The organism is Stenotrophomonas sp. YJH_SMC_130 (assembly GCF_059369035.1).
On record NZ_JCAFSH010000001.1, the window covers coordinates 452,209 to 470,167 of the forward strand.

General features: G+C 67.4%; 18 protein-coding genes. 5 read left to right on the forward strand and 13 right to left on the reverse strand.

The annotated features are described in order from the left end of the window. Positions 1-15: 15 nt before the first annotated feature. Positions 16-1,692 (reverse strand): ShlB/FhaC/HecB family hemolysin secretion/activation protein, encoded by a 1,677-nt coding sequence (locus tag AC5P5V_RS02140; protein WP_231352616.1) that lies wholly within the window; start codon positions 1,690-1,692, stop codon positions 16-18. A gap of 364 nt (positions 1,693-2,056) precedes the next feature. Between AC5P5V_RS02140 and AC5P5V_RS02145 the strand changes: the two genes are divergently transcribed. The 4 genes from AC5P5V_RS02145 (at position 2,057) to katG (ending at position 8,367) form a co-directional block, all read left to right on the forward strand. Then, a complete protein-coding gene (locus AC5P5V_RS02145; RefSeq protein WP_061479158.1) occupies positions 2,057-2,449 on the forward strand; it encodes a barstar family protein in 393 nt (130 codons plus the stop codon). Between the two features lie 135 nt (positions 2,450-2,584). After that, a complete protein-coding gene (mutS, locus tag AC5P5V_RS02150; protein WP_134967845.1) occupies positions 2,585-5,176 on the forward strand; it encodes a DNA mismatch repair protein MutS in 2,592 nt (863 codons plus the stop codon). A gap of 206 nt (positions 5,177-5,382) precedes the next feature. Then, positions 5,383-5,982: a DUF937 domain-containing protein gene (locus AC5P5V_RS02155; protein WP_231352615.1), complete on the forward strand. Its 600-nt coding sequence runs from the start codon at positions 5,383-5,385 to the stop codon at positions 5,980-5,982. Between the two features lie 147 nt (positions 5,983-6,129). Next, positions 6,130-8,367, forward strand: a complete 2,238-nt coding sequence (gene katG / locus AC5P5V_RS02160) for a catalase/peroxidase HPI (RefSeq protein WP_134967844.1) — start codon at positions 6,130-6,132, stop codon at positions 8,365-8,367. A 220-nt stretch (positions 8,368-8,587) separates the two neighbouring features. Here the strand turns inward: katG and AC5P5V_RS02165 are convergent, their stop codons facing one another. Continuing rightward, positions 8,588-8,995, reverse strand: a complete 408-nt coding sequence (locus AC5P5V_RS02165) for an RNA-binding S4 domain-containing protein (RefSeq protein WP_005415742.1) — start codon at positions 8,993-8,995, stop codon at positions 8,588-8,590. A 9-nt stretch (positions 8,996-9,004) separates the two neighbouring features. Next, positions 9,005-9,244 (reverse strand): hypothetical protein, encoded by a 240-nt coding sequence (locus tag AC5P5V_RS02170; RefSeq protein ID WP_061479154.1) that lies wholly within the window; start codon positions 9,242-9,244, stop codon positions 9,005-9,007. A 62-nt stretch (positions 9,245-9,306) separates the two neighbouring features. Here AC5P5V_RS02170 and AC5P5V_RS02175 point away from each other — a divergent pair, with 62 nt between their 5' ends. Then, positions 9,307-10,779, forward strand: coding sequence for an MATE family efflux transporter (locus AC5P5V_RS02175; RefSeq protein WP_134967843.1), 1,473 nt, complete (start codon positions 9,307-9,309; stop codon positions 10,777-10,779). Between the two features lie 68 nt (positions 10,780-10,847). Here the strand turns inward: AC5P5V_RS02175 and AC5P5V_RS02180 are convergent, their stop codons facing one another. From AC5P5V_RS02180 to ffh, 10 genes are all read right to left on the reverse strand, one after another. After that, the gene (locus tag AC5P5V_RS02180; protein ID WP_061479152.1) at positions 10,848-11,255 is read right to left on the reverse strand and encodes a DUF1801 domain-containing protein; all 408 of its coding nucleotides are present in this window, start codon (positions 11,253-11,255) and stop codon (positions 10,848-10,850) included. 38 nt (positions 11,256-11,293) lie between these two features. Further along, a complete protein-coding gene (locus tag AC5P5V_RS02185; RefSeq protein WP_231352614.1) occupies positions 11,294-11,728 on the reverse strand; it encodes a DUF1801 domain-containing protein in 435 nt (144 codons plus the stop codon). A 78-nt stretch (positions 11,729-11,806) separates the two neighbouring features. Continuing rightward, positions 11,807-12,187 carry a DUF6404 family protein gene (locus AC5P5V_RS02190; protein ID WP_134967842.1) on the reverse strand — a complete coding sequence of 127 codons (381 nt, stop codon included), beginning with the start codon at positions 12,185-12,187 and terminating at the stop codon, positions 11,807-11,809. Positions 12,188-12,269: 82 nt separating this feature from the next. Next, positions 12,270-12,671: a 50S ribosomal protein L19 gene (rplS, locus tag AC5P5V_RS02195; RefSeq protein WP_005415736.1), complete on the reverse strand. Its 402-nt coding sequence runs from the start codon at positions 12,669-12,671 to the stop codon at positions 12,270-12,272. A gap of 153 nt (positions 12,672-12,824) precedes the next feature. Further along, complete coding sequence (gene trmD / locus AC5P5V_RS02200; RefSeq protein WP_005415735.1) at positions 12,825-13,583, reverse strand: tRNA (guanosine(37)-N1)-methyltransferase TrmD; 759 nt, start codon at positions 13,581-13,583, stop codon at positions 12,825-12,827. 8 nt (positions 13,584-13,591) lie between these two features. Beyond that, positions 13,592-14,104, reverse strand: a complete 513-nt coding sequence (rimM, locus tag AC5P5V_RS02205) for a ribosome maturation factor RimM (protein WP_005415734.1) — start codon at positions 14,102-14,104, stop codon at positions 13,592-13,594. A gap of 44 nt (positions 14,105-14,148) precedes the next feature. Then, the gene (gene rpsP / locus AC5P5V_RS02210) at positions 14,149-14,409 is read right to left on the reverse strand and encodes a 30S ribosomal protein S16 (RefSeq protein ID WP_005415733.1); all 261 of its coding nucleotides are present in this window, start codon (positions 14,407-14,409) and stop codon (positions 14,149-14,151) included. An 87-nt stretch (positions 14,410-14,496) separates the two neighbouring features. Beyond that, positions 14,497-15,309, reverse strand: coding sequence for an aminotransferase class IV family protein (locus AC5P5V_RS02215; protein WP_231352613.1), 813 nt, complete (start codon positions 15,307-15,309; stop codon positions 14,497-14,499). Then, a complete protein-coding gene (locus AC5P5V_RS02220) occupies positions 15,306-16,382 on the reverse strand; it encodes an NAD(P)H-dependent flavin oxidoreductase (RefSeq protein WP_061479149.1) in 1,077 nt (358 codons plus the stop codon). The genes AC5P5V_RS02215 and AC5P5V_RS02220 overlap by 4 nt, the downstream gene beginning before the upstream one ends. Positions 16,383-16,530: 148 nt before the next feature. After that, positions 16,531-17,907 (reverse strand): signal recognition particle protein, encoded by a 1,377-nt coding sequence (ffh, locus tag AC5P5V_RS02225; protein WP_014036403.1) that lies wholly within the window; start codon positions 17,905-17,907, stop codon positions 16,531-16,533. Positions 17,908-17,959: the final 52 nt, after the last annotated feature.

Below are 17,959 nucleotides of genomic sequence, written 5' to 3' on the forward strand. Positions count from 1 at the left end.
TGTCCTTGTGGCAGATCAGTAGCGCCAGGCCAGGCTGAAGCCGAATGTGGTGTAGTCGGTGGGGAAATGGGCGGGCTTGTGCAGTGCCGAACCCACGAAGCCATCCCAGGAAAGCTGCTGCCAGCCGCCGCGCAGGCCCAGCGCCATGCCCGCCAGGTCACGGCCGGACTGCCACTGCGCGGATGGGCCGCCGATGCGGCCGTAGTCGGCGGCGACGTAGAACTCCTGGCCACCGCCGATGCCCAGCGAAAGATCGTTGCGCAGCGACCAGCCGCGCTCACCGCTGAGCGAGCTTTCACCATCGAAACCGCGCACGGTATAGCGGCCGCCGATGGCGAAGCGGTCCTGTGGCGAGAGCGGCGTGCGGTTCCACTGTGCCCGCCATGCGGCGGTGTAGCGCAGGCGCTGCCTGCCCAGCTGGAACGGCACGCTGAACTGCGCGTCGGCGGTGATCAGCTTCATCCGCGAGGTCCCTTCCAGCGGCAGCGTCGGATCCCACTGCTGCGCCATCTCTTCTGGCGAGCGCAAGGCGTGGAAGGCCCCCGTGCCACGCCGGTAGGCCACGCTGGCATCGAGCGTGGCGTTGCCGATGAACTGCTTGTGGGTCAGGCCCAGTTCCCAGCCCGCGGTGCGGCGACGCTGTACTTCGATCTCGGTATCGTCGATGTAGTTCTTCGACTCTCGCTGCCAGCCGCGCGCGTAGGCGCTGAACTTGACCTTGGCATTGCGCAGCAACAGCCGGTCTACCCGCGCTTCGGCGTTTTGGCTGCGGCCGCTGTAGTCATAGCGTTCAAAGGCACCAACCACGTTCTGGCTGTAGTCGTAAGCGCTGGCGGTGGCACCGAACAGCCAATACCCGTAGGGCACGTCGTAGTGCGCGGTCCAGCTGTTGGTGTCCTTGCCTCGGCCATTGAACACGCCACGGCCGGCGCTGATGTAGAACAGCTCGTTCAGGCCCAGCGGATTGTCCAATGACAGCGTGGCATTGGCCTGCAGCTTGCCGGTGCCACGGCTGCCGGCATCGTCCAGGGTGACGCTGGCGCGTACCGGTGAACGCTGCGTCCAGTCGATCTGCAGGTCGCTCTGGCCCGGCGCCGCGCCCTCGCCGTCGGCCGGCGCGATCTTGATGTCGGCGCTCACGGTGGGCACGCGCTGCAGGTTCTCCAGCCCCTGCTCGATGTCACGCAGGTTGAGCAGGCCGCCGCTGCGGATCGGCAGTGCATTGGCGAGGACCGGATGCCGTCCCTGCGGGTCGGAGAACACGGCCTCGCGGAACCGGCCTGGCACCACCGACAACGTCAGCGTGCCCTGGTTGAGGTCCTGCGGTGCCGACAGCACCCGCGTGGTGACATAGCCGCGGGCGATGATCGCGTTCTGCACGCGCTTCATCACCACGTTGATGCCTTCGGTCCCCAGGCAACGGCCTGTGGCCGGATCGTCCGCCGGGTCGGCGGCCGCCAGTGCCCAGCCGAAGCGCTGGCTGTCCTCGCCTTCCAACACGATGCGATCGATGCGCACGCAGGGGTGCTCCTGCGCCGGCAGGCGGTCGCCCTCCTTCTGCGCGTTCCGCTCCAGGCGGACGTCGGGGCGTTGTTCCTGCTGCTCGCGCAGCACGCGTTCGCGTTCCTGTTGCCTCAGCAGTTCCTGCGCGGCTGGATCACCGGCCTGCTGGGCGGCAACACCGAAGGTCATGCCAAGCAACACCACCCACCCACCACCACGGCACGCCTGTCGTGCCTGCTTCTTCCCTGACCGCACAGTGTTTTCCTGATATTGATGCAGGCCGTCAGGCGCTCTGTCCGGAAAAGGACAAGGCATCGACGTGCCGGCTTGATTCGGGTCTGCCGACGCACAGGCGACAGCACGCCGCTACGCGAAGCGCAGAAAGGCGCAAAGGGTATCGGCCGCCTCAGGAACTTCTATAGGAAAGATTGCAAATTCAGTCGACTGCGGGGCAACACACCGCAAACGCCCAGGACGCTGCGCGTTCGGGCCATGGCGCGAACCCTGGTCCTACAGCACGCCAGCTTCCGCCTGCTGACGCTACAGTCGCCGCATGACCATCGTCCTACAGATTGAAGGCGCCGCCATCAATGACATCCCCAGCCTGTACGCGGAGATCAATCGCGTGTTCATGGCCGGCGGGAACTGGCAGCTCGGGCCAAGCCTGGATGCCCTGGATGACCTGCTGCATGGCGGCTATGGGGTGTTGGCCGGCCACGACCGGGCCACGGTGATCTGGGGTGATATCGAGCACAGCCGCGCCGCACTGGGACGAACTACCACATGTCAGTGGCTGCAGTCCAAGCTGGAAGCCCCGGGCACGTTCAATACGCGGACCATTGCGCTCCAGCTGGACGCCCTGCAACGAGGCCAGGGCCAGACCTACTTCGAGATCGTAATGGAGATCTTCGCAAGCCACCGGCAGATCACCCTGGTTCCGGCCTGACTGTGTGCCCCGCACGGGCAATGCCCACCAACCGCAGCGGCGCCCACCGGCCCCAGCAGTTACCATGGACGGCCCTGTACCCGCTCCGCTGCCGCTGCCGCCCGGCGCGGCCGGACGCCCTGATCCACGAGTCCCATGTCCAAAGACAAGTCCGCCGAACATACCCCGCTGATGAAGCAATTCTTCGCAGCCAAGTCCGAGTACCCGGACCTGCTGCTGTTCTTCCGCATGGGCGACTTCTACGAGCTGTTCTACGACGATGCGCGCAAGGCCGCGCGCCTGCTCGACATCACCCTGACCCAGCGTGGCAGCTCCGGCGGAGCGCCGATTCCGATGGCCGGCGTGCCGGTGCACGCCTACGAGGGCTACCTGGCACGGCTGGTGGCGCTGGGCGAGTCAGTGGCGATCTGCGAGCAGATCGGTGACCCGGCGCTGGCCAAGGGCCTGGTCGAACGCAAGGTGGTGCGCATCGTCACCCCCGGCACCGTCACCGACGAAGCGCTGCTGGACGAGCGCCGTGACACCCTGCTGATGGCGCTGTCGCGCACGAAGCAGGGCTACGGCCTGGCCTGGGCCGACCTGGCCGGTGGCCGCTTCCTGGTCAACGAAGTGGAAACCGACGACGCCCTGGAAGCCGAACTCGCCCGACTGGAGCCGGCCGAGCTGCTGGTGCCCGACGAAGAGAACTGGCCGGAATTCCTGCGCCAGCGCACCGGCGTGCGCCGTCGCGCCCCCTGGTTGTTCGACGCCGACAGTGGCCGCCGCCAGCTGCTGGCCTTCTTCAAGCTGCATGACCTGAGCGGCTTCGGCATCGATGACAAGCCGCGCGCGACCGCTGCCGCAGGTGCCCTGCTCGGCTATGTCGAGGAAACCCAGAAGCAGCGGCTGCCGCACCTGACCTCGATCGCGATGGAAACCGCTGGCGAGGCGATCGCGATGAACGCCGCCACCCGCCGCCACCTGGAACTGGACACGCGCGTCGACGGCGATACCCGTAATACCCTGCTGGGCGTGCTCGACAGCACGGTGACGCCGATGGGCGGCCGCCTGCTGCGGCGCTGGCTGCACCGCCCGCTGCGCCTGCGCGAGGTCCTGGTACAGCGTCACCATGCGGTGGAAACCCTGATCGACCGCGGCAGCGACGCCGATATCCGCGAACAGTTCCGCCGCCTGGGCGACCTGGAACGCATCCTCACCCGCGTCGCGCTGCGTTCGGCGCGCCCGCGCGATTTCTCCACCCTGCGCGATGGCCTGGGCATGCTGCCCGCCGTGCGCGAGGTGCTGGCGCCGCTGGATTCGCCGCGCCTGCAGGCCCTGCACGCCGCGCTGGGCGAGCATGACGCGTGCGCGCAGCTGCTGGCCAGCGCCATCGCCGAGATGCCACCGCTGAAACTGAGCGACGGCGGCGTGCTGGCTGACGGCTTCGATGAAGAGCTGGACGAGCTGCGCCGCCTGTCCACCCATGCCGACCAGTTCCTGGTGGACCTGGAACAGCGCGAACGCGAAAGCAGCGGCATTCCCACCCTGAAGGTGGGCTACAACCGCGTGCACGGCTACTACATCGAGATCAGCAAGGGCCAGTCCGACCGTGCGCCCGTGCACTACACCCGCCGCCAGACGCTGACCAATGCCGAGCGCTACATCACCGAAGAACTGAAGGCGTTCGAAGACAAGGTGCTGTCCGCGCGCGACCGTTCGTTGTCGCGAGAGAAATACCTGTACGAGCAGCTGCTGGACACCCTCGGCGAACAGCTGGAACCGTTGAAGCAGTGCGCCGCTGCGCTGAGCGAACTGGACGTGCTGGCCGCCTTCGCCGAGCGCGCGCAGGCACTGGACTGGTCGCGCCCGGAGCTGGAAACGGCACCGTGCCTGAAGATCGAGCGTGGCCGCCACCCGGTGGTCGAAGCGGTGCGTGAGCAGCCGTTCGAACCGAACGACCTGGACCTGCATCCCGACCGTCGCATGCTGGTCATCACCGGCCCGAACATGGGCGGTAAATCGACCTACATGCGGCAGAACGCGCTGATCGTGCTGCTGGCCCATATCGGCAGTTTCGTGCCGGCCAGCCGCGCTGTGATCGGCCCGATCGACCGCATCCTGACCCGCATCGGCGCCGGTGACGACCTCGCCCGCGGGCAGTCGACCTTCATGGTCGAGATGGCCGAGACCAGCTACATCCTGCATCACGCCACCGCCCATTCGCTGGTGCTGATGGACGAGATCGGCCGTGGCACCTCCACCTACGACGGCCTGGCGCTGGCGGACGCGGTGGCCCGCCACCTGGCCCACCAGAATCGCTGCTACACGCTGTTCGCCACCCATTACTTCGAACTGACCGCGCTGGCCGACGAACAGCATGAGGGCGGCCGCAGTGGCATCGCCAACGTGCACCTGGACGCCGTCGAGCACGGTGAGGGGCTGGTGTTCATGCACGCGGTGAAGGATGGCCCGGCCAACCGCAGCTTCGGCCTGCAGGTGGCGGCACTGGCCGGCCTGCCGCGGGCTACTGTGGCGCAGGCGCGTCGCCGCCTGGCCGAGCTGGAACAGCGCGGCGGTGAAAGCCACGCGGCCGAACTGGCACCGCAGGCACTGGATGCACCGCAGCAGTTCGGCCTGTTCAGCGCGCCGTCCAGCAAGGCGCAGGAAGCGCTGGCGGCGATCGACCCGGACGAGTTGACGCCGAAGCAGGCGCTTGAGGCGCTGTACCGGTTGAAGACGCTGCTGTAACCGCGCCCGCTGGCAGGCCTGGGCCGAGCGCGGGCTCGGCTCTACAACTCACGCCCTGCCTGTAGAGCCGAGCCCATGCTCGGCTCCACAACGACCCCGTGGCGCTCTGTCTGTAGAGCCGGGCCCATGCTCGGCTGCCTTCGCATTCCCGTAGTGCACGCAGCGTTATGCTCGGGCCGTCCTTCCTTCACAGAACAGAGACTGCCATGAACACCGAATCGCTCGCTGCATCCCTCTTCCAGCAGCTGCAGCAGGGCCAGGGCCTGCAGCAGGTGTCCCAGCAACTCGGCCTGGACAGCAGCCAGACCGCCCAGGCCGTCGGCAGCGCCCTGCCCCTGCTGCTTGGCGCGATGGGGCAGAACGCCAGTGAGCCGCAGGGCGCGCAGTCGCTGCTCAACGCGTTGCAGCGCGACCACAGCGGTGGCGGCGGTTTCGACCTGAGCGGGATCCTGGGCGCGGTGATGGGCGGGGGCGGCAGCGGCGCCACCGATGGCGCCGGCATCCTCGGCCACGTGTTCGGTGGCCAGCAACCGCAGGCGGCACAACTGCTCGGGCAGAAGACCGGTCTCGACAGCGGCACTTCGGGCAAGCTGCTGGCAATCCTCGCCCCCATCGTCATGTCCTTCCTGGCCCAGCGCTTCGCCCAGGGTGGCAACGCAGGCCAGCTGAGCCAGGCATTGGGCCAGGAAACGCAGCAGTCCGGCGGCATCGGCAACCTGCTCGGCGGCGTCCTGGACCAGGACGGCGACGGCCAGTTCGGAGCCAGTGACTTGATGAAGCTGGGCGCGGGCCTGCTGAAGCGTTGATCGGACACGACCGTCCTAGTCGGACGGCTCCATAGTTCGCCACTATCGCATCGGTTGAATCAATCGAATTTACCCATTGGTAGGCGCCACCTATCGTGGTCAGGCCTCCCCCGATTCCACCTTTCGCCAGTCCACAGGTAGAGACCCATGAAAAGCGAAGCGAAGTGCCCGTTCAACCATGCCGTCGTCGGCGACGCGACGACCAACCGCGACTGGTGGCCGAACCAGTTGCGCGTGGACCTGCTCAACCAGCATTCGGCGCGCTCCAATCCGCTCGATGCCGGCTTCGATTACGCCAAGGCCTTCAAGGGGCTGGACTACGCCGCGCTGAAGGCGGACCTGAAGGCGCTGATGACCGATTCGCAGGACTGGTGGCCGGCCGACTTCGGGCACTACGGTGGCCTGTTCATCCGCATGGCCTGGCACAGTGCCGGCACCTATCGCATCGGCGACGGCCGCGGCGGCGGCGGTCGTGGCCAGCAGCGCTTCGCACCGCTCAACAGCTGGCCGGACAATGTCAGCCTGGACAAGGCCCGGCGCCTGCTGTGGCCGATCAAGCAGAAGTACGGCCAGGCCATTTCCTGGGCCGACCTGCTCATCCTCACCGGTAACGTCGCTCTGGAATCGATGGGGTTCAAGACCCTGGGCTTTGCCGGCGGCCGCCCCGATACCTGGGAGCCGGACCAGGATGTGTACTGGGGCCGCGAGACCACCTGGCTGGGCGGTGACGTGCGCTACAAGCATGGCTCGGAAGGCGTTGAAGAGAACCATGGCGTGCTCGTATCCGATGACGATGCCGACGGCGACGTGCACTCGCGCACGCTGGAAAACCCGCTGGCCGCAGTGCAGATGGGCCTGATCTACGTCAATCCGGAGGGGCCGGATGGCAACCCGGATCCGGTGCTGGCCGCGCATGACATCCGCGATACGTTCGGCCGCATGGCCATGGACGACGAGGAAACCGTCGCGCTTATCGCCGGCGGCCACAGCTTCGGCAAAACCCACGGTGCCGGCCCGGCCGACAACGTCGGCAAGGAACCGGAAGCCGCCGGGCTGGAAAACCAGGGCCTGGGCTGGGCCAGCAGCTTCCGCAGCGGCAAGGGCGGCGACGCCATCACCAGCGGCCTGGAAGTGACCTGGACGCGCACCCCGGCGCAGTGGAGCCACGATTTCTTCGAAATCCTGTTCGGCAACGAATGGGAGCTGAGCAAGAGCCCGGCCGGTGCCCACCAGTGGGTGGCCAAGAACGCCGAAGCGGTGATTCCCGACGCGCACGACCCGTCGAAGAAGCACCGCCCCACCATGCTCACCACCGACCTGTCGCTGCGCATGGATCCGGCCTACGAAAAGATCTCGCGCCGGTTCCTCGCCGAGCCCCAGGCCTTCGCCGATGCCTTCGCCCGCGCCTGGTTCAAGCTGACCCACCGCGACATGGGCCCGCGCGCACGTTACCTCGGCCCGGAAATTCCGGCCGAACAGTTCATCTGGCAGGACCCGCTGCCGGAAGCACAGCACCCGCTGATCGACGCCAGGGACATCGCCGCGCTGAAGCAGCAGATCGCCGCAGCGGGCCTGAGCGTCGCCGAGCTGGTGTCCACCGCATGGGCGTCGGCTTCGACCTTCCGTGGTTCGGACAAGCGCGGCGGCGCCAACGGTGCGCGCATCCGCCTGGCGCCGCAGAAGGACTGGGAGGTGAACCAGCCGCAGCAGCTGGCCAAGGTGCTGGCCGCGCTGGAAAAGGTGCAGGCCAGCTTCAATGCCGGCGGCAAGCACGTGTCACTGGCCGACCTGATCGTGCTGGCCGGTGGCGTAGGTGTCGAGCAGGCGGCCAAGGCCGGTGGCCATGAGGTCAGCGTGCCGTTCACCCCGGGCCGCACCGATGCCAGCCAGGAACAGACCGACGTCGAATCGTTCGCGGTGCTCGAGCCGGTCGCCGATGGCTTCCGCAATTACCTGAAGGGCGCCTACAGCGTGCCCGGGGAGGCGCTGCTGATCGACAAGGCGCAGCTGCTTACGCTGACCGCGCCGGAGATGACCGTGCTGGTCGGCGGCCTGCGCGTGCTCGGTGCCAATGCCGATGGTGGCAAGCACGGCGTGTTCACCACGCGCCCAGGCACGCTCAGCAACGACTTCTTCGTCAACCTGCTGGACATGGGTACGCAGTGGAAGGCCACCGGCCGCGAAAGCTACGAAGGCCGTGGCCGCACCGACGGCGCTGTGCGCTGGACCGGTACCCGCGCCGACCTGGTGTTCGGCTCAAACGCGGTGCTGCGCGCATTGGCCGAGGTCTATGCCAGCGCCGATGGCGAGAAGAAGTTCGTGCAGGATTTCATCGCCGCCTGGACGCGGGTGATGGAACTGGACCGCTACGACCTGCACGGTTGAGGCGATCGGGGTAGTCGCCGGGCATGGCCCGGCGCTACCGGCGCGCTTCACCGGGTGCGAAGCGTCGGTTCGCATGCTCTCCACAGCAGGTACGCCATTTCGGCTGGCGTCCCGCAGCGCCTGGACGCAGGCACGGTCCGGCGAACTCTCGTTGAAGCCGTTGCCACCGCGCTGCGGCGTATCCCGGAAGGTGATGTCGCCGGCGAACGCCGGGGCTGCGTCACAGCGCGTCGATGTCCCCCAGCGCGCGGATCAACCGGCGTGCGCGCTTATCCGGCTTGTGCTCCGGCGGCTGGAACCCATCGCGCGCGGCGATGCGCAGCGCACGCTGTTCGGCACGACGCGCCTTGGAGGCCTCGCTCTCGGCATACAGCTGCTGCGCCGTCGCTGCGGGCCCACGCTGATCGCTCAAGCCGAGCACCTGGACCTCGAAATGCTCTTCACCACGGTCGACCTGAAGCTGCTCGCCCACGCGCACCGCGCGTGAGGATTTCGGACGCTGCCCGGCAACGCTGACCTTGCCGGTCTCGATCGCCTGCTTGGCCAGGCTGCGGGTCTTGAAGAAACGGGCCGCCCACAACCAGATGTCCAGGCGGACACTGGGTGACAGCGGGGAAAGCTCGGGCATGGGGGCAGGCTACTCCAGTGGCTTGTTGAGGGGACGCGGGTTGTCCGGGTCGGCGCGGCAGCCTGTGCCGCCGATCAATGGCCGCACCCCGGAGGCCAGGTCCTGGCGCTGGCTGCCGACCAGGCACTCGGGACGGTCGGTTGGCCGGATCTGGGTATCACCCAGCCGGTCGTCCATCGAACATGCGGCCAATACAGCGCTGATCAAGGCCAGCGCCAACCTCCGCTCCACCTGCAGTCGTTGATGCATTGCCACATCCCGCGAACCGGCTTGGTGCTAGTGTGCGCCTCCCGGGATTCGATCACCACTCCATGGCCAAAGCGCCGCTTGACCTGACCTCCGGCCCGATCGGGCGCAATCTCCTGTTGTTCTCCCTGCCGATCCTGGCGGGCAACATCGCGCAGTCGCTGAACGGTTCGGTGAACGCGGTCTGGGTCGGGCGCTTCCTCGGCGAGGCGGCACTGACCGCCACCGCGAACGCCAACAACATCATGTTCTTCCTGATCGGCTCGGTGTTCGGTTTCGGCATGGCCTCCACCATCCTGATCGGCCAGGCGATCGGCGCGCGCGACATCGTGCAGGCGCGGCGCGTGGTCGGCACCAGCGCCACCTTCTTCATCGGCCTGTCGGTGATCATCGCCCTCGCCGGCTGGTTCATGGCCCATCCGCTGCTGGCGGCGATGGGCACGCCGGCCGCTTCGCTGCCATTGGCCGAGGCCTACCTGCAGATCATCTTCCTGGCGATGCCGACGCTGTACGCGTTCGCCTTCCTCACCGCCGCGCTGCGCGGTGCCGGTGACTCGCGTACGCCGTTCCGCTTCCTGATGGTGTCGGTGGCACTGGACATCGTGCTGAACCCGGTGCTGATCTTCGGCATGGGGCCGTTCCCCGCGCTGGGTATCGCCGGCTCGGCCTGGGCCACGCTGGTCGCACAGACGCTGTCGCTGGCCGGCCTGCTGCTGTACATGCGGCACAAGCGCCACACCCTGTGGCTGGGCCGCGCCGACATGCGCCTGTTCAGGCTCGACATGACCATCCTCAAGGCGCTGGTGGTCAAGGGCGTGCCGATGGGCCTGCAGATGGTGCTGATCTCGCTGTCGGTGATCCTGCTGATGACCATGGTCAACCAGTACGGGACCGACACCGGCGCGGGCTACGGTGCTGCCCTGCAACTGTGGAACTACCTGCAGATGCCAGCGATGGCGATCGGTGCAGCGTGCTCTTCGATGGCCGCACAGAACGTGGGTGCGCAGCGCTGGGACCGCGTGCGCGGCACCGCGCGCCAGGGCGTGCTGTTCAACTTCCTGCTGACCGGCGCGTTGATCCTGCCGCTGGTGGTGTTCGATCGCCAGCTGCTGGCGCTGTTCCTGCCACCGGCCAGCCAGGCGCTGGAGATCGCGCGCCACCTCAACCACGTAGTGATCGGCTCGTTCCTGTTCTTCGGCGTCAGCTTCGTGATCTCCGGCGTGGTGCGCTCCACCGGCGCGGTGATTCCGCCGTTGCTGATCCTGGCCGGCTCGCTGTGGGGCGTGCGCGTGCCGTTCGCCGAACTGCTGCAGCCGTACTGGGGCGCCGATGCGATCTGGTGGAGCTTCCCGGTCAGCTCGCTGGTGTCGATGCTGCTGTCGCTGGCGTATTACCGCTGGGGTGGCTGGCGCAAGGCGAAGATGATGGGCAAGCCTTCGCATGCCGAAACGCTGGCCACGCCCTCGGAGATTCCCGCCTGCCCACCCTCGCCGGTGGCCGACCCGGATGCCGCACTGGAGCCAGCGCCGCCACGTTGAGGTGGGTGCGGACCGTTGGTCCGCACAGGCCTGTCAGCCGAGCATGGGCTCGGCTCTACAGAAGACGGTCAGCGCTTCTTCTTCGCCGCGTTGAACGTCGCCGCCGCGCGCAGCAGCGCCTTGAACGCAGCGGCATCCGGCATCGCGCCTTGATGGATATCGATCGCGCGCCGGGTGTTGCCGTCCAGGCTGGCATTGAACAGGCCCTTCGGGTCCGGCAGCGCCGCGCCGTGGGCGAAGGTCAGTTTCACCGCCTGCCTGTAGGTTTCGCCGGTGCACAGGATGCCGTCCTGCTCCCACACCGGCGTGCCGCGCCACTTCCAGGTTTCCTGCACGTCGGGCAGGGCTTCATGGATCAAGGCGCGCACGCGTGCCAGCGTTTCGCCGCGCCAGTCACCCAGTTCGGCGATGCGCGCGTCGATCAGTTCAGCCGCCGGTGTTCCGGCATCGGCAGGATTCGGTGCATGCGTGACCATCAGCGGCTCTCGTCGGGAAGGGAATCGGAACGTCGGGGTTACATGCGCTCGCCGGGCAACGCGGCGGCCTGGCGCACCCAGTCGCGGAACTGCGTTTCATCCAACGGGGCATCTTCGAAGATGTGCAGGTAACGCGTATTGGCGCTCCTGGACGGCTCCGGCGGCACTGGCGCCAGTGCCGCGCCGCGGAAGAACGCCACCTTGATGTAGCGGGTGAAGCAATGGAAGCTGAGAAACCACCCTTCGCCCGGCGCAACCGCATACATCGGCGAGTTCCACTTCACCGCCTTGTGCACGCCAGGTACGGCCTGCTCGATCAATGCATCCAGTCGCGCGCCGATCACACGTTTCCAGTCCGGCATGGCGGCGATGTATGCCTGCACCGGCGCATCGCCCTCGCCCTTGGCGATCTGCGGGTTGCCACCGGACAGCAGCGTGGGCGCAGTGGAAGGTGCGGTTCGCTTGGCAGGCATCGCACGATACGTCCATCGGGATGAAGCTGCAGCCTAGCGCGGGCCCGCCGTGTGGTCACGGCGCAGTGCGCCATCGGCTCAATCGGCCTGCCGCGCCCGGAACCGGCGCCAGTCCGGCAGCTTGCGGTGGCGGCGCAGCGAGCGCATCAGCGCCGCCATCACCATGCCGAACAGCGCTCCGGCCAACAGGCCGGCCACCAGCAACAGCACCAGCGGACGTTCGCTGCCCTGCCACAGCATCAGCCACATCAGCGCGGTCCAGAACAGCCCGAACAACAGGCCCTGCACCAGCGCATTGGTACCAAAACCAGCCAGGATCGGTGGTGGCAGCGCGATGCCCGCGCGCCACAGCAGGCGGTGCAGCAACGGCGCCGACTGCACGCGCGCCAGCCCCTTGCCGTCGAGAAAGCGCAGCGCCGACTGGATCACGGCGGGATAGCGCGGGTTGATATCGTTCATCAGCTGATCGTGGCCGATGCGATGCCGGAAACGCAAACGGCCACCCGAAGGTGGCCGTCGCGGCAACAACCGAAGTTGTTTATCAGGCCTTGTCGGCCAGACGGGCAGCCTTGGCGGCAGCAGCGGCAGCCAGGTCTTCCTTGATGCGGGCAGCCTTGCCTTCCAGGCCACGCAGGTAGTACAGCTTGCCGGCGCGGACCTTACCACGACGCTTCACTTCGACCGAGTCGATGATGGCGCTGTGGGTCTGGAAAACGCGCTCGACGCCGTAGCCGTGCGAGATCTTGCGGACGGTGAACGAGGAGTTCAGGCCGGCATTCTTGGTGGCGATGACGACGCCTTCGTAGGCCTGCACGCGCTCGCGGCTGCCTTCCTTCACCTTCACGTTGACGACAACGGTGTCGCCCTGGCTGAACTTCGGCAGTTCACGGGTGATCTGGGCGGATTCGAATTCCGCGACGATGGACTTGTTCAGCTTGCTCATGGGTTACACCGATTCTTGTTCGGGTGGGCGTGTCGTATCGACAACGTGGGCTCATGCAGTCACCGGACTGTGCTGCACGTTTGTTTTGGGTACTGCGCGCGCCAACGGGGCTGGCGGGAATTGGCCATGATAGCCGATAAAGCCAGCCCTGCGCTAGGGGCTGGCCTTCTGGTTCCGGGCCTGGCGGCCCTGCTCCAGCAGTTTGCGGTCGGCCTTGCCCAGTGCCTGTTCATCCAGCAGGTCCGGGCGCCGCTGGGCGGTCCGGAGCAGCGACTGCTGGCGGCGCCAGGCGGCGATGGCCGCGTGGTTGCCCGAGCGCAGCACCTCCGGCACGTCCCCCAGCGGGTGCTGGGCCGGCTGGCTGTAATGCGGGCAGTCGAGCAGACCGAGGTCGCCCTCGAAGCTGTCCTGCGCCGCCGACTCCGCATCGTTCAGGGCACCGTCCTGCAGGCGGGCCACGGCGTCGATGATCACCGCCGCGCCCAGCTCGCCCCCGGACAGCACGTAGTCGCCGAGGGAGATTTCCTCGTCGACATTGGCCTCCAGGAAACGCTCGTCGATGCCCTCGTAGCGGCCACAGAGCAGGACCATGCGCGGCAGCGCCGCCAGTTCCCGCACCTTGGCCTGGGTCAACGGCGCGCCCTGCGGACTGAGGTAGATCACCCGCGCAGGGGTTGGATCGGCCTCTCGGATCGCCTGCAGGCAGGCCTGCAGCGGCTCGATCAGCATCACCATGCCCGGGCCACCACCGAACGGACGGTCGTCCACCCGGCGGTAGTTGCCTTCGGCGTAATCACGGGGGTTCCAGCCATGCAGGCTGAACAGTCCCTTCTCCTGCGCGCGCCCGACCACGCCCAGTCCAGCGGACTGGGCGAGGAACTCGGGAAACAGGGTGATGACGTCGAAACGCATGCTCGCACTCAGAACTCGGGGTCCCAGTCGACCACGATCAGGTTGGCCTCGAAATCGACCGATTTGACGAAGTCCGGCTGCACGAACGGAATCATCCGCTCGCGGTCACCCCGGACCACCACCACGTCATTGGCGCCGGTGCTGAACAGGTGCGAGACCTGGCCCAGGGCGACGCCCTCGGTGGTCTTCACATCCAAGCCTTCCAGGTCCACCCAGTAATATTCATCGGGCTTCGGCGGCGGCAAGGCACTGCGGGCCACGTAGATCTCGGTGCCGCGCATCGCTTCGACCACATCGCGATCCTCGACCCCGGGAAAACGGGCCACCAGGTGCTTGCCGCTGTCGCGGCCGCGTACACCCTCAACCGTGGTTTCCACGCCGGACGGGCTGCGCACGATCCACGGCTGGTAACGGAAAATGGCGGAACGAGGCTCGGTCCAGGACTCGAGCTTGATTTCGCCGCGCACACCAAAAGCGCCGACAACCCTGCCCAGCAGGATGCGGCGCTCGATATCTTTCATCTGCTTCAACCAAGAGGGCCACGCCGAAGCGTGGCCCGTCAGGATCAGGCCGCAGCGGCCTGGGACTTGGTCGCTTCCTTGATCAGGTTGCGGACCTTGTCGGTCGGCTGGGCGCCGTTCTTGACCCAATGGTCAACGCGGGCCAGGTCCAGCTCGATGCGCTTCTCGGCGCCCTGGGCGACCGGGTTGTAGAAGCCAACGCGCTCGATGTTGCGGCCGTCGCGCGCGCTGCGCACGTCGGTGACGATGATGTGGTAGAACGGACGCTTCTTGGCGCCGCCGCGGGTCAGTCGGATCTTGACCATGGTGTTTTTCCTATTGCCCAGTCGCCAGGATGGCGAGGTAAGCGGGCGATTATAGCGGCAGATCGCGGCCGGGCCAACCCCGGGGGGTCAGATCGCTTTTGTGCCGCAAAAGGGGGCTGACCCCAATCCCTGCCAGGCCACCGCCGCCAGCACCGCCCTGCCCTGTTCAGCCAGCGCCTGCGAGCCGGGCAGGACATGTCCGTCGATGGCCTCCAGCGCCCACAGGCCGCTGGCGTTGCAGGCAAAAGCGGCCTTCACACTGCCTAGTTCAGCCAGCGCCAACGGCCGCGTCAACTGCGCATCGGGCCAGTGCCGCTTCAGCAGCGCCTCAGCCGTACCGCGCAGGGCCGGCGCCTGTGGCCAGCGCAGCCGCTCACCATCGTGCACGGCCAGGTTCCAGGTGCTGCCTTCACTCACGTCGCCATCGGCGGTCACGAACAGCGCATCGTCGAATCCTTCGGCCAGCGCCGCGCGACGCTCGGCGAACAGGCCGAAGGTGCCCACATGCTTGATCTGCGGCAGTTCACGCTGCCAGGCCACGCTGCGCACGCGCTTGGCGACGGTCAGCGTCACCGGCGCTGACACCGCCACCAGCACGTCCACCGGCACCGCCGCCAGCGGATTGCGGAAATCGAAGCGGCGCGAGTACACCGTCACCCGCAGCGAGGCATCGGCCTGCCCTGACTGCTGCAATGCCTGCGCCATCCATGCCTGTACCTGCACCGTGTCCAGTTCGCTGCCGAACAGTTCGCGCGTAGCCTGTGACAGCCGCGCCAGATGCAGGTCCAGCCCCTGCACTGCACCACCACGCACCTGCAGCGAGGTGAAGTGGCCGTAATTCACCAGCGCCGGCAGGAGATCCTCCACCTGCGCCGCCCGGCCGTTGCAGCTCACCATCATGGCAGCAGTGCCTGCGCCTGTTCCCACATGCCGCGCAGCACGTCGGCGGCCGGCTGCGCCGGCGCCATCCACGCCGACTGCCCGGCCCAGGCCTGCATCGCCGCCAGACGATTCTCCTGTGCCGCCTGCCTGCGCATCGGGGCGGTCAGGCCGCGCTGCACCGGGTATGGACGCGGCGCGGGGGCGCCTTCTGCGGCAGCGGCGCGCACATAGGGCGTCGCCAGGCCACGGCCCAGGCGACCACTGAAGGCGCGGGTCGGCCAGGTGTCTTCCGGTTCGCTGGCGGCCAGCCCATCGGCCCACGCCGAAGCAATCGCCGCTTCCGGCGTGCGCAGGAAGGCGGTGCCGATCTGCACCGCACTGGCGCCCAAGGTGAGTGCGGCAGCGATGCCACGGCCATCGGCGATGCCGCCGGCGGCAATCACCGGAATCTGCAGCTGATCAGCCAGGCGCGGCAGCAGCGCAAACAGTCCCACCAGCTGGCGCTCGGCCATCGCCGGATCAAAGGAACCACGATGGCCGCCGGCCTCCGCGCCCTGCGCCACCACCGCGTCGGCGCCGGCGTCCTGTGCCGCGCGCGCTTCGGACAAGGTGGTGGCACAGGCGATCCAGGCGATGCCGGCGTCCTTCAACTGCTGCACGTGGCGCGGCAACAGCACGCCCATGATGGTCGAGGCCACCGCAGGACGCGCCGCCAGCAGTGCGGCGAACTGTTCTTCGAAGTCGGCCGGCGTGGCGTCGGCGGCACTGGCGGGCACCTCCGGGCCCCATTGCGCGAGGAAGGCGCGGCTGGCGGCCTCGGCGGCAACGTCACGGGCAGGTACAGGGTCCGGCATCCACAGGTTCACTTGCGCCGGACCGCTGGAGGCTGCGCGGAAGTCATCCATCCAGCGACCGATATCGGCCGAAGAGGACAACACCGCGCCCATTGCGCCCATGCTGCCGGCGTTGGCCAGCGCAGCCGACAACGGTACCGGGCAGGCACCGGCCATCGGTGCCAGCAGGATCGGAACGGAAACGCCAAAGCGCCGGCAGAACGCCTCGGCGCGGGAAGCTACAGCGGAACTCTGCATGACGGCCCATCGTTTCGGACAGGCCCCCATGGTGCGCGCAGGACAGGGGAAGAGTCGAGCCTGCTGCCCGACGGCCTGCTGCGGCGCTTGTGCGCCGCCGCCCGAGCGTGGGCCCGGGCGCTACATCAGATTGCGGAGGGGGCCGTCATCAACGGAACGGCATGCCGCGGCCGCCCATGGCGCCCATCATGCCCTTCATGCTGCGCAACATGCCCTTCATGCCACCGCCGGCCATCTTGCTCATCATCTTTTCCATCTGCATGTACTGCTTCATCAGCTTGTTGACGTCGGCCGGCGTCACGCCCGAGCCCTTGGCGATGCGCGCGCGGCGCGAGCCGTTGAGCAGGTTCGGATTGCGCCGTTCCTTCTTGGTCATCGAGCCGATGATGGCGATCATGCGCGGCACTTCCTTGCCCTGGCTGACCTGCTGCTTCAGATGGTCGGGGATGTTGCCCAGGCCCGGCAGCTTGTCCATCAGGCCGCCGATGCCGCCCATGTTCTGCATCTGCTCCAGCTGGTCACGCATGTCGTTCAAGTCGAATTTCTTGCCCTTGGCGACCTTCTCGGCCAGCTTGGCGGCCTTGTCCTTGTCGACCTGCTGCTCGACCTGCTCGACCAGCGACAGCACGTCGCCCATGTCGAGGATGCGGCTGGCGATACGGTCCGGGTGGAACACGTCCAGGCCTTCCGGCTTTTCACTGACACCGACGAACTTGATCGGCTTGCCGGTGATGTAGCGCACGCTCAGCGCGGCGCCGCCGCGGGCGTCACCGTCGGTCTTGGTCAGCACCACGCCGGTCAGCGGCAGGGCATCGCCGAAGGCCTTGGCGGTATTGGCCGCGTCCTGGCCGGTCATGGCATCGACCACGAACAGCGTTTCGGCCGGATTCACCGCAGCGTGCAGGGCCTTGATCTCGGCCATCATCGCTTCGTCGATGGCCAGGCGGCCGGCGGTATCGACCAGCAGCACGTCGACGAACGACTTGCGCGCATCGTCGATGGCCGCGCGCACGATGGCTTCCGGCTTCTGGTCGGCGCTGGACGGGAAGAACAGCACGCCCACCTGCTCGGCCAGGGTCTTCAGCTGCTCGATCGCGGCCGGGCGGTAGACGTCGGCCGACACCACCATCACCTTCTTCTTGCGCTTTTCCTTCAGGTGCTTGGCCAGCTTGCCGACCGTGGTGGTCTTGCCGGCACCCTGCAGGCCTGCCATCAGGATGATGGCCGGAGCGGGAACGTTGAGGTTCAGGTCGCTGGCTTCGGCGCCCATCACCGCGGTCAGCTCGTCGCGCACGACCTTGATCAGGGCCTGGCCCGGGGTCAGCGACTTCAGCACTTCCTGGCCGACCGCACGCACCTTGATGCGCTCGATCAGGGCCTGCACCACCGGCAGCGCAACGTCGGCCTCGAGCAGCGCGATGCGCACTTCGCGGGTCGCCTCGCGGATGTTCTCCTCGGTCAGGCGGCCACGGCCACGCAGGCGCTCGATGGTGCCGGAAAGGCGCTGGGTCAGGGACTCGAACATGCGGCGCAACCTGTCTGAAAGCGGGGGACAATAAGGCAGACAGTATAACGGG